At 55.3% G+C, this 12,462-nt stretch carries 8 protein-coding genes, 1 tRNA gene and 2 rRNA genes (1 of these 11 running past the window's edge); 7 read left to right on the top strand and 4 right to left on the bottom strand.

Features of this window, described 5'->3' with window-relative positions; genetic code table 11:
- The 6 genes from exoK to H1Y61_RS03645 all read left to right on the top strand — a co-directional run bounded on the left by exoK (position 1) and on the right by H1Y61_RS03645 (position 8,295).
- A complete protein-coding gene (exoK, locus tag H1Y61_RS03670; protein ID WP_180573734.1) occupies positions 1–807 on the top strand; it encodes an endo-1,3-1,4-beta-glycanase ExoK in 807 nt (268 codons plus the stop codon).
- Positions 808–1,137: 330 nt separating this feature from the next.
- Complete coding sequence (locus H1Y61_RS03665) at positions 1,138–2,382, top strand: glycosyltransferase family protein (RefSeq protein ID WP_180573733.1); 1,245 nt, start codon at positions 1,138–1,140, stop codon at positions 2,380–2,382.
- A complete protein-coding gene (locus H1Y61_RS03660) occupies positions 2,372–3,397 on the top strand; it encodes a glycosyltransferase family 2 protein (RefSeq protein ID WP_180573732.1) in 1,026 nt (341 codons plus the stop codon). Before H1Y61_RS03665 ends, H1Y61_RS03660 begins: the two co-directional genes overlap by 11 nt.
- Positions 3,394–4,326 carry a glycosyltransferase family 2 protein gene (locus tag H1Y61_RS03655; protein WP_180573731.1) on the top strand — a complete coding sequence of 311 codons (933 nt, stop codon included), beginning with the start codon at positions 3,394–3,396 and terminating at the stop codon, positions 4,324–4,326. The genes H1Y61_RS03660 and H1Y61_RS03655 overlap by 4 nt, the downstream gene beginning before the upstream one ends.
- Positions 4,323–5,318: a glycosyltransferase family 2 protein gene (locus H1Y61_RS03650; RefSeq protein WP_180573730.1), complete on the top strand. Its 996-nt coding sequence runs from the start codon at positions 4,323–4,325 to the stop codon at positions 5,316–5,318. Before H1Y61_RS03655 ends, H1Y61_RS03650 begins: the two co-directional genes overlap by 4 nt.
- Positions 5,319–5,958: 640 nt before the next feature.
- Positions 5,959–8,295 carry a polysaccharide biosynthesis tyrosine autokinase gene (locus H1Y61_RS03645; protein WP_012654199.1) on the top strand — a complete coding sequence of 779 codons (2,337 nt, stop codon included), beginning with the start codon at positions 5,959–5,961 and terminating at the stop codon, positions 8,293–8,295.
- Positions 8,296–8,402: 107 nt separating this feature from the next.
- Here the strand turns inward: H1Y61_RS03645 and H1Y61_RS03640 are convergent, their stop codons facing one another.
- The 3 genes from H1Y61_RS03640 to rrf form a co-directional block, all read right to left on the bottom strand.
- Entirely contained in the window at positions 8,403–9,911 is a 1,509-nt protein-coding gene (locus H1Y61_RS03640; protein WP_180573729.1) for a pyruvate kinase, read from the bottom strand.
- Between the two features lie 275 nt (positions 9,912–10,186).
- Positions 10,187–10,263: transfer RNA gene (locus tag H1Y61_RS03635), tRNA-Met, on the bottom strand.
- A 119-nt stretch (positions 10,264–10,382) separates the two neighbouring features.
- Positions 10,383–10,497, bottom strand: a 5S ribosomal RNA gene (gene rrf, locus H1Y61_RS03630).
- A 146-nt stretch (positions 10,498–10,643) separates the two neighbouring features.
- On the opposite strand from rrf, the gene H1Y61_RS03625 reads away from it, so the two are divergent.
- The gene (locus H1Y61_RS03625; RefSeq protein WP_174113773.1) at positions 10,644–10,817 is read left to right on the top strand and encodes a hypothetical protein; all 174 of its coding nucleotides are present in this window, start codon (positions 10,644–10,646) and stop codon (positions 10,815–10,817) included.
- A gap of 2 nt (positions 10,818–10,819) precedes the next feature.
- On the opposite strand, the gene H1Y61_RS03620 is transcribed toward H1Y61_RS03625, so the two are convergent.
- Positions 10,820–12,462, bottom strand: a 23S ribosomal RNA gene (locus tag H1Y61_RS03620) (it continues 1,312 nt past the right edge of the window).

The raw sequence follows: 12,462 nt of genomic DNA, 5'->3' as shown, positions 1-12,462 counted from the left end.
ATGAACCACCCCTCGCTTTTCCGAGGTCTGTTTTCTCGCCTACTCTGCGCCTCTGCTTTCGGCGCGACGGTTTTGATGACCCTGTCCACGGCACATGCCCAGCAACCCGTGGAAGGACAATCCTTTGTCGATACATTTGACAAACTGGATTTAAAACGCTGGTATATTTCCGACGGCTGGAATAACGGACCGCATCAGAACTGCACGTGGACCAAGAAAAACGTGAAAATCAAGGATGGCCATCTGGAATTGACATTTGACGACAAGCCCCTGGGCGAGCGTCAGTATTCCTGCGCCGAAATCCAGACCAAGCAGCGCTTCAGCTATGGCACCTATGAGGCGCGCCTGAAAACCGCCGATGCGTCCGGGCTGAATTCGGCTTTTTTCACCTTTATCGGCCCGCGCGACAAAACTCCCCATGACGAGATCGACTTCGAGATCCTCGGCAAGAACCTCAACGAGGTTCAGGTCAACCAGTATATCTCGGCCAAGGGTGGCAATGAAAAAATGGCTGCCGTCGATAATGGCGCCAACAAGGGCTTCAACGATTATGCCTTTGTCTGGGAAAAGGACAGGCTGCGCTACTATGTCAACGGCAAGCTGGTTCAGGACGTGACCGATCCGGCCAAATTGCCGAGCCACAGCCAGAAGATCTTCTTCAGTCTTTGGGGTACGGATACATTGAAGGACTGGATGGGGCCGTTTTCCTATTCCGGACCGCAGACCATGACCGTAGAGCGACTGGCATTCACGGCGCTGGGCGACAAGTGCCAGTTCCCGGAATCGGTAGCCTGCACGCTGAATTGAGACCAAACAATGTGAGAGCAGCCTTACGTTGAGAGGGACGCCACATTGCCAGACTACTGCATCACGGCTTGATCCTAGTGCATCGATCCAAACGGAGGCTTCAGCCGAGTTTGGAAAAATCGATGCATAAACAAAAAATTAGTGCACGAAAGCATGAACGAAGTGAATGCGTCAGTGCACTAGTAAGGTTCAAGAAAAGACATGCCGCATCTTTATGACAGGGGGCAAGGTAAGCCATGGGTGGCTTACCTTTCCATGAAGACGCAATTTAGCGCGGGAAACCGGATCCTCACTGGCGAGGGTTTCCCCGCAATTGCACAAAGGGGGCCAATGACCATACGTGTGCTATACCTTGCGCATGACCTTGCCGATCCTGCCATTCGCCGCAGGGTGATGATGTTGCGTGCCGGTGGCGCGGACGTGATGCTGGCTGGCTTTCGCCGCGATGAAAACAAATTGGCCGCAGTGGAAGGTGTTCAGCCGATTGAGCTTGGGATCACCGCCGATGGCCGCTTTGCTCACCGCGCAGCAACGGTGGTGAAAGCCAGTTTGTCAGCTGCCGCCAAACTTGGCCATCTGCCCCGCCCGGACGTGATCATTGCCCGCAATCTCGAAATGCTAGCCATCGGCCGTCGCGCGCGCCATATCTTCGGTGCAGCCGTACCGATGGTCTATGAATGTCTCGACATTCATCGGCTGATGCTGCGCAATGATCCGCTCGGCAAGTCCCTGCGTGGTCTGGAAGCGCGGCTCGGTCGCCAGGCAAGCCTGTTGATCACCAGCTCTCCGGCCTTTGTCGAGCAGTATTTCCAGCCGCTTTCAGGTCTCGATCTGCCGACCATGCTGCTGGAAAACCAAGTGCTCGACTTGTCCGGGCAAGACACAGCGCTGGCGCTGACACCGCGGGTTCCGGCTCCCGGCCAGCCTTGGCGCATTGGTTGGTTCGGCGCCTTACGCTGTTCGAAATCCCTTAAACTGCTCGGTGAATTCACCCGGTCGATGCAGGGTTCGGCAATTGTTGAGATGCGTGGACGTCCAGCCCATATCGAGTTTGAGAATTTCGACGCTCAGGTCGCACGTGAACCGCATGTCAATTTTCATGGACCCTACAAAAACCCTGAGGACCTGGCCGGCATTTACCAGCAGGTTCAATTTGTCTGGGCCATCGATTTCTATGAGGAGGGCCAGAATTCAAGCTGGCTTTTGCCGAACCGGCTCTATGAAGGATGTCGCTATGGCACCGTTCCCATTGCCCTGAAAGGGACTGAGACAGCACGCTACCTGGCCCGCAAGGGCATCGGCTTTGAATTGCCTGATGCAAGTGTCTCGTCCCTCGTTTCACTGTTTGAAACCATGACTGCCGAGCGCTACCAGTCCGCCTTCGATGCGGTCGCCGCCCAGGACCCTCACAGCTTCACGCTCACCAGAGCCGATTGCGAGACATTGGTGCGCCGACTTGCGGCACTTCCTGCAGATCCCATGGCCTCGCGTTCTCTGAATTCAAACGCCATGAAGGCGCCGATCCTTTCAACCAAGCCAACCCTTTCGAACAAGGTAGACGTTCATGATGGCTGACAAGCTGAAATCCGTAAGATGCCTGATCGTCATCCCCTGCCTCAACGAAGAAAAGCATATCGAGGGCGTTATCGCCAATCTGGCCAAGGCGCTTGACGATCTGAACGCTGAAATCGTCGTGGCCGATGGCGGCAGCCGCGATCAGACCCAGGCGATCGTCTCGCGCATTTCCGCTGAGAATTCCAAGGTCAAGCTGATCGACAATCCCAAGAAAATCCAGAGCGCCGCCGTCAACTTGACCGTTGCGCAATTCGGCGGCGATTACGATTATATCATTCGCATCGATGCCCATGGCACCTATCCAGACGATTATTGCCAGACACTGGTGACAGAGGCCCTGGAAACCGGGGCCGATTCCGTCGTTGTCGGCATGTTGACGGTTGGCTTCGGAACGTTCCAGAAGGCAACGGCCCTGGCTCAGAATTCCAAGCTCGGCAACGGTGGCTCCAAGCATCGCACCGGCGCTCAAAGTCACTGGACAGATCATGGCCATCACGCCCTGATCCGCATTGCCGCCTATAAAGCGATTGGCGGCTATGACGAATCGTTTCGCCATAACGAAGATGCGGAATTCGACTACCGGTTGAATAAATCCGGCTTTCGTGTCTGGATGACCGCCAATACCAGCATGGTCTATTATCCACGCTCCAGCCCCTTGCCGCTCTACCGGCAATATTTTGGCTATGGCCGCGGCCGCGCCCAGAATTTCCTGAAACATCGCTCCCGTCCAAGCCTGCGTCAGCTCATTCCGCTGGCTGTGGCTCCGGTTGCCGTTTTCGCATTGCTGTGCGTATTCAGCTGGCTCGCACTCATCCCGCTTCTCGTCTGGGCGCTGGCCTGCCTTGGCTACGGCGTCTGGCTCGCCATCGGCGAGCGCCAGCCGCTCGGGCCTCTCGCCGCCCTCTCGGCAATGATCATGCATTTTGCCTGGTCAGCCGGTTTCTGGCGGGAAATATTGGATTTTCGCAATCGTAAAACCTATCCGCTGCCGCCCAGTCAAGAGGTTGCGTCATGAATGCCGCCCATCCCATCCGCATCGATATCGGCATCTGCACGTTCCGCCGGCCGGAGCTTGAGACAGCTCTCTTGTCGCTCGCCATGATCGACGTTCCCACCGGTGTATCCCTGCGTATCATCGTTGCCGACAATGACCAAACGCCCAGCGCGACATCCCTGGTCGATAGCCTGCGCCCACGCCTCCCCTGCGGGCTGATTTACGTCCATTGCCCGGCTGGCAATATATCCATCGCCCGCAATGCCTGCCTGGATGCCAGCGATGCCGATTACCTCGCCTTTATCGACGATGACGAGACCGCAACGGAAAGCTGGCTGACCGAACTTCTGGCGGTCGCCCGCCAAACCGGTGCCGATGCCGTGCTTGGTCCTGTCAGGGCGAGCTACAGTGACAACGCACCGGAATGGATGCGCAAAGGTGACTTTCACTCGACATTCCCGGTCTTCGTTGGCGGTGAAATCCGCACCGGCTATACCTGCAACGTGCTTCTCGATCTACGTTCACCACGCCTTGCAGAGCGCCGCTTCAACCTGGCGCTGGGCAAGACCGGCGGCGAGGATACCGAGTATTTCACCTATATATACCGCAATGGCGGCAGGATCGCCTATGCTGAGAACGCCCTTCTTCATGAACCCGTGACCCCATCGCGCAGCCGGTTCGACTGGTTGGCCAAGCGCCGCTACCGCATGGGCCAGACCCATGGCCGGCTGGTGGCTGAAGGCAAGGGACCGTTGACGAAATTCAAGGCAATCCTGGTGGCTGCAGCAAAGGCGGTTTTCTGCTTTCTGGCCGCACTGGTTTTCGTCTTCATGCCAATCCATCGTCATCGCTATGTCCTGCGCGGCATCCTGCATCTCGGCGCCGTCTCCGGCATTCTCGGTTTTCGTGAAATCCATCAATACGGATCGCTGGAGACTGCCAAGCCATGATCGCCTGGACCCCCGACGTCACGGTGGTGATTGCCGCCTATAATACCGGTGAAACCATCGAGCGCGCCATTGAAAGCGCGCTGTCGCAGGTTAATGTCACAGTCGAAGTTGTTGTTGTCGATGATTGCTCATCCGACGATACCCGCGAACGGGTTGCTGCCCTCACCGATCCCCGCGTTCGCTTGATCGCATTGGAGCGCAATAAGGGCCCGGGCGGCGCCAGGAATGCGGCAATAGATGCCGCCCGTGGTCGCTGGATCGCCGTACTGGATTCGGACGATACATTCAAACCGATGCGCCTGTTTAGGATGATCGAGCGCGCCGAGGACGAAAAGGCCCAGGTCGTCGTCGATAATCTCGACGTGATCGACATGAATGGCACCTGCCGGACGATGTTTCTGGAAGACGCGCTGGCGCATATCGGCCAAATCGACCTGGCGCGGTTTATCGGCTCCAACATCCTGTTTCAGTCCGAGCATAATTTCGGCTATATGAAGCCTATCTTCCTGCGCAGTTTCCTGAATGACAAAGGCCTGCGTTTCGACGAGAGCCTCAGGATCGGCGAGGATTATCTGCTGTTGGCTTCGGCCTTGGCCGAGAATGCGGTCTGCACAATAGAGCCGACTGCGGGTTACCTCTATTATATCAGGGAAGGATCGATCTCGCGGGTGCTTCGCCTCCATCATGTCGATGCAATGATGGCCGCCGATGCCGGTTTCATCTCCCGCTATCCACTGAAAGGGGCAGCCCTTGCGGCCCAGACGGCCCGAACCCGTAGCCTGAAGGAGGCGCGCGCGTTCATAAATCTGATCGATAGTCTCAAGGCACGATCGCTGTCGGGTGTTATCAAAACGGCCCTTGCCAATCCCTTGGCGCTACGCCATCTGAAAATGCCAATCTCCGTTCGTCTCCGGCGACTGATAAAGAGCCTGCAGAGAGACCGGACATCAACAGCCGCTACCTCTTCTGCCGATCCGCCAATCAAGGGCTAACCCGCTGCTTTAAAGAGAAGTGACATGGATATTTGCACGCCAAGACCAAAATCAATGAAGCCCCTGTCCCAACCCGGAGCGATCTTGACCTGCGCTGTTTACTCTTTTTTAAAGGAATTGGTTCCGTCGCATGAAGGCCGTATTCAGGCGGACCAAGACGTCCTATAGTGCAAAGTCCTTAAGTCCGAAATCGATTTAAGGCGACAACGATGCTTGACTATAAAGTGCCTGAGCCTGGTTTGTTCGTCATGAATGACATGAGGCACCGGAATATCAACATTGTTCTACAATTTGCTTGATCAGGGTCGGATCATTCCGATCCTAACGAAGCTGGGAAACGGGCATCTGTCGAGATCAAGGGTTTGGAGTGCTGTATGAGTGTGAGTTTTTCCAATGTGCATGAGCAGTCGCGGCGGTCCAGCTGTCCGTTGACAGACCATGCCCTGACGAAAAGTTCCCGCCCGGACGGCATTGGCGGGAGACGAACCCTAAATCGATCCTGGCAGGTCAGCGGAGGTGTTTTCCTGACAGCTATCCATGCCTCAACCACGTTTGAAGCCGGTTTCCGGCTTATGCCTGGTGCCGCCGAGACATCCTTGGACCACACTATGTTCCGCAACGAATTATGAAGAGCCGCCCCATGAACGAGAGAAGTTATCCCTATAAAGCCGTTCTGCAACGGGAGCAGCCTGAAGCCGATTCCTTTATCGATCTTGATAGACTGCTGACCATTGCCGTGCGCAGGGCCAGGATCGTCGGTCTGTCGATCGCCCTCTTCGTGATGCTCGGCGTCACCTATCTGCTCTTCACGACACCCTATTATACGTCGATGACGCAGATCCTGCTGGATGACAGCCTGTCGCGCTACACGCAAGACGACAAGGCAGCACCCGGTGACCGTTCCCAGGCCGATACCGAACTGGCCAGCGCCGTGGAAATCCTTAAATCCAACAGCATGGCCCTGCGGGTTGTCGATGAGGCCAAGCTCAGCGATAACGAACTGGTCACCAATCCTCCTGCCTCGCCAGTCTCCTTCGTCAAGGACATGTTGCGATCCGTAAAGAGACTGGTCAGCCCCGGACCGAAATTAACCGATGCGGAAATTGCAGCAGGCAAGCGCGGCAAGGCCGCTGCCATGCTACAGCAGAACATCACCGTGGAGCGGGTGATGCGCAGTGCGGTCATTGCCGTATCCTATCGCTCTCCCGACCCTCTTCTGTCAGCGAAAGTCACCAAAGCCTACGCAGATGCCTTCCTGACCGATCAGTTGAATGCCAATTTCGACGCCAGTGAGCGGGCAACGCTGTGGTTGCAAGGTCGCTTGGACGATCTGGCAAAGCGTGCCCAGCTGGCCTCGCTGGACGTTGAAAAATACAAGGCAGAAAACGGCTTGACCCAAACGGGCGGCGAACTGATGTCCGAACAACAGTTGACCGACCTCAACAAGCAGCTGATCGTTGCCCAGGCCGATGCGGCAAGCGCGCAGGCCCGCTACGAGCAATATAAAAGCATCGTCACGCAAGGCCCGCAAAATGCGGTCAAGAATGCCATCGTTTCCGGACAGGCTGGCGCCAATCAGGTGCTCCAGGATCTGCGGAGCCGGTATTTGTCGATCGAAAAGCGTGAACAAGATATCGTTGCCAATTTTGGCCCAACTCATCCCCAGGCCAAAGCGCTGAAGGCTGAAAAAGACAATGTCGGCGGCCAGATTTTCCAGGAACTGCAACAACTGACGTCAAGCTATGGCAATGAATTCGACGTTGCCAGATCGCGTGAGCAATCACTGCGCGGAAGCCTGGAGAAGTTGACCGGCACCAATTCCGACGCCAATCGATCGCTTGTGCATCTGAGAGAGCTTGAGCAGAAATCGTCAGCGCTCAAGACCCTCTACGAAGCCTTCCTGAACCGCTACGAAGTGGCCAGCCAAAGCCAATCCCTGCCGGCTGCTAAAGCACGGGTTATCTCGGAGGCTGGCATACCCGCCTCACCATCCAGCCCGAAAAAGACAATGGTGATCGCCCTTTCCATGGTTCTCGGCCTGATGGCCGGTGCCGGGTTAGCCTTTCTTCAGGAAATGCAGGAGCGGTATTTCCGGCTGGAAAGCGACGTACGCACCACACTTGGCCAAAAATCTCTGGGTTATCTGCCGCGTCTCGGCCCCAAGTTGAAAAAGCCGATCAATCCCAAACTTGCCCGCTGGCGTCAAAAAGCGCCTAAGGGAGCGACTGTCGTTCCTGGCGCGGAAAATGTATCGCTCGACAGAATGATGCGAACCGTGATCGAAGCGCCCCGGTCCGCCTTCACAGAAACCCTGCGCAATACCAAGCTGGCCACCGATATTATTCTACAAGGCAAGACAAGCCGCGTTATCGGTGTACTGTCGGCACTTCCTGGCGAAGGTAAGTCTACGGTTGCAGCAAATTTTGCTGTTCTGCTTGCCTCCAGCGGCAAACGGACATTGCTGATCGACGCCGACTTGCGCAATCCGAGCCTCAGCCGGCTTCTGCAGCCAGCCCCGAAAACCGGCCTCGTGCAGGCCGTGCTTGGTGAGGTCTCCTGGCAGGATTGCATCAAGGTGGATCAGGAAACGAAACTTGCCGTCCTACCCATCGTTCCAGGCGCGGCAGCCCGATCTCTGGCCCATACCAACGAGCTCATCGCATCGCCTGGAATGAATGCCTTGCTCGAAAATGTCCGCCAATCGTTCGATTACATTATCGTTGATCTTGCGCCACTCGGCCCGGTCGTCGATGCCAAAGCCTTCGCCCCCTTGGCAGATGGTTTCGTCTTCGTTGTCGAATGGGGCAAGACGCCTAAGAAGCTGGTGTCCGATCTACTCGAAGCAGAACCGCATATCAGCAATAAAGTCCTCGGCGTTCTCTTGAACAAGACAGACATGCAGACCCTGACTCGCTATAGCGACTTCGGCGGTTCAGAGAAATTCCGCAAGCAATACAATAAATACTACGTGGAATAATCGCTGTAACGGCGACTCACAAATAATGAATTGAAATATACTTGACCCTCTCTGCCGCACCGAGAGGGTTAAGTCCCTGAAGATGATGGCTACGAGCAATCCGTCCGCTACCATGATTTCAGGGCGCGAAGCGTTGGGGTCTTCTTGAACACATGCCCATCCATACGGGCAAGAAGACTGTCGAGAAGGCTCACTGCCTCACCCACCGCGGGCCCCTTGTTCAACATCACACATTCGGCGCGAGCAGCCATGGCGGCGTCGGTCATCTCCCCCCGAGACGGCAGACCGGTTTTGACAAGATCCTCGAGAACCTGGGTCGCCCAGATGGTGGGTACAGCGGCGGCCTCGCAGAGCCACAACAACTCCTCCTGCATTTCCGCTACCCGCTCAAAGCCGATTTCAGCCGCCAGATCACCCCTGGCGATCATCACACCAAACGGGCGATTACAGCATCGAGCTCGCACGATCAATTCCGGCAGGTTGGTCACAGCCTGCGGCTGCTCGATCTTGGCAATCAAGCCCAGCGGCTGCAAACGAGCCGGGAATTTTGCCAGTGCATCCTCCAAAAGATCGATGTCATCAGCATGGCTGACAAAGGAATAGCCCAGCATATCCGCGTGTGTCATAACGGTTGCCAAATCGGAATAATCTTTCGTCGTTAGCGGCGAAAGACCAAGCGCTGTATCTGGCAGGTTCAAACCCTTTTCGGGCTTGAGTTTCACACCTCCGGTTTTGGTATGGGTTACACGAATGACCGCTTCGTTTGGCCCCGTTTCTTCGACGACACCTTCAAGCTTACCGTCGTCATATCGAACCCGATGGCCCACAGCGACACGTGTGACGATTTCCGCAACCGATACGGTCGCCGCAAACTCCACATCCTCGGTTGGACGCGGCTTTCCTTGCGCAACCAATCTGAGGCGGTCCCCGACCTGAAGTTTGCGCTTTTCCCCCGCAACGGCCTCCGTGCGAATTTTTGGTCCTGCGATATCCATCAACACGGTCAGTTTATGGCCAATGATCTCTGACGCCGCGCGGACGTGGCCGGAGATCATTGCCCATGTCTTCTCGTCATCATGCGCACAATTGATCCGGGCAATGTCCATCCCGCGTTTGGCGAGATCAAGTACAAAATCCGGCTGATCAGCAGCCTCGCTTGGCATAGTCACCATGATCCGCCCGCGACGAGAGGAGCGGGCCGGTCCAAACAATTCCTCTGTTGCCGCTCGCAACGAGCGCTCTCCGGCAAAGAATTTACTCTCCGACAGTTCCTCCAGGTGTGACGTAACACCTTGTAGTCCCGACAGCGCTGCGGAGACCGCATCCAAGGTTGGAAGTACACGACTTTCCAGACGTCCCAAAGACGACAAACCTCTCCACATCAACTCGCGCTGCAAAACACGTAGGTCACGGTGGCGCAGTGAAAGATAATGACAAAGGTTTTCAATCGCTGGCCTATGTTGCAGGGGAACCACCGCCGAACCGCACAGACCTTGCAACAAATCCTGCGCATGCGCAGCAATGTCAGCGCGAAGGTCATTCATCTGGCGATGCAAAGCCTCCAGTGCGATTGAATTCTCATTCGAAACAAAATTAGACTGTGCCATGGCCATCATCCTTAATTATGTCCAGAAGACATAAGCCTTCTAGACACAGAAGACTGATGGTGGCTTATATCGCTTTGCGCTACGTCAACCGTCTAGAAAGTTTCACAAAGCAATTTCGAAAGGCGGTATCATCTCAACCGTGAGGACTTACGGAGTAAGCCGCAGGTTCGAAACTGTGCGCACCCTTCCTTGTAACCTATAAACAGAGCCGAAAGCCCGGGGATCTCATTCCCCAAACGCAAAAATCCCGCAGCATTTAAGGCTACGGGATTTTGTGTAACTATTGGTTGCGGGGGCAGGATTTGAACCTGCGGCCTTCAGGTTATGAGCCTGACGAGCTACCGGGCTGCTCCACCCCGCGTTATATATTGTTATTCGTTAACGGAATAAGGGTCGCTTGAGCGACCCTTTATGTTTTCGGCTGGGCCGATGTTTTTGAGAGAAGATGATTGATTTGAGTATGAACATTGCGCTTAGCAGACCTGGCAGCGACCTACTCTCCCGCGTCTTAAGACGAAGTACCATTGGCGCAGGGGCGTTTCACGGCCGTGTTCGGAATGGGAACGGGTGCGGCCGCCCCGCCATGACCACCAGGTCAGCTAAGGGCAATGTTGATGCTTCGCATCAACATTGTTCCCTTTTCTTTGGCAAACCTTTCTTCAACACTGACGTGTTGAAGGGTGCCAAAGGACCATACGGAACCGTATTGATGCTTTGCATATTTGAGAAGCTGGATTTTTTATGAACACGTCTTTTTTCGTTTTCGTGGCACTCATCGGACAAAGTCCGCAAGGCCAAGGGCCGTCGCACCTGATGGTGCTGGCCGTCCGCAGCGAAGGCTCAAAGAGCCGACAGCGTCAGGACAAAACAGATGGCATCATCAAAGCCGAAGGCTTTGATGAGCATGGTCAATGAGAACGATTAAGCCAATCGAGCTATTAGTAACGGTAAGCTTCGCAGGTTACCCTGCTTCCACACCCGTCCTATCAACGTGGTCGTCTTCCACGGCTCTGATAGGGAATACTCGTTTTCAGGTTGGTTTCCCGCTTAGATGCCTTCAGCGGTTATCCATTCCATATATAGCTACCCTGCTATGCCGTTGGCACGACAACAGGTCCACCAGAGATATGTCCATCCCGGTCCTCTCGTACTAGGGACAGATCCTGTCAATATTCCTACACCCACGGCAGATAGGGACCGAACTGTCTCACGACGTTCTGAACCCAGCTCACGTACCGCTTTAATTGGCGAACAGCCAAACCCTTGGGACCTGCTCCAGCCCCAGGATGCGATGAGCCGACATCGAGGTGCCAAACAACCCCGTCGATATGGACTCTTGGGGGTCATCAGCCTGTTATCCCCGGCGTACCTTTTATCCGTTGAGCGATGGCCCTTCCACGCGGGACCACCGGATCACTATGACCGACTTTCGTCTCTGCTCGACTTGTCAGTCTCGCAGTCAGGCGGGCTTATGCCATTGCACTCGACGACCGATTTCCGACCGGTCTGAGCCCACCATCGCGCGCCTCCGTTACTCTTTCGGAGGCGACCGCCCCAGTCAAACTACCCACCATACACTGTCCCGGATCCGGATAACGGACCGCGGTTAGACATCCATGACGATAAGGGTGGTATTTCAAGGATGGCTCCACTCGAACTGGCGTCCAAGCTTCAAAGCCTACCACCTATCCTACACATGCCGACACGAATGCCAGTGTAAAGCTATAGTAAAGGTGCACGGGGTCTTTCCGTCTGACCGCAGGAACCCCGCATCTTCACGGGGAATTCAATTTCACTGAGTCTATGTTGGAGACAGCGGGGAAGTCGTTACGCCATTCGTGCAGGTCGGAACTTACCCGACAAGGAATTTCGCTACCTTAGGACCGTTATAGTTACGGCCGCCGTTTACTGGGGCTTCAATTCAAAGCTTGCACCTCTCCTTTTAACCTTCCAGCACCGGGCAGGCGTCAGACCCTATACGTCGTCTTGCGACTTCGCAGAGCCCTGTGTTTTTGATAAACAGTCGCTACCCCCTGGTCTGTGCCACCCCTCTCCACTTGCGTAAAAAGGGGTCACGCTTCTTCCGAAGTTACGCGTGCAATTTGCCGAGTTCCTTCAACATAGTTCTCTCAAGCGCCTTGGTATACTCTACCTGACCACCTGTGTCGGTTTCGGGTACGGTCTATACGGTGGAGCTATTTCCTGGAACCACTCCACTGCACAATCAATCCAGTAAGACTGTACAATTTGTGTGATCCGTCACTACCACCAGGCCCACGAATATTAACGTGGTTCCCATCGACTACGCATTTCTGCCTCGCCTTAGGGGCCGGCTAACCCTGCTCAGATTAACTTTAAGCAGGAACCCTTGGTCTTTCGGCGAGGGGGTCTCTCACCCCCTTTATCGTTACTCATGTCAACATTCGCACTTCCGATACCTCCAGGATGTCTCACGACTGTCCCTTCACAGGCTTACGGAACGCTCCGCTACCACGTGCATTACTGCACATCCTCAGCTTCGGTGCATGGCTTTAGCCCCGTTACATTTTCGGCGCAAAGA

Source organism: Agrobacterium vitis (assembly GCF_013426735.1).
GTDB lineage: Bacteria > Pseudomonadota > Alphaproteobacteria > Rhizobiales > Rhizobiaceae > Allorhizobium > Allorhizobium vitis_D.
Note: the sequence above shows the minus strand (reverse complement) of the source record. Positions and strands in the feature narration are given on the sequence as shown.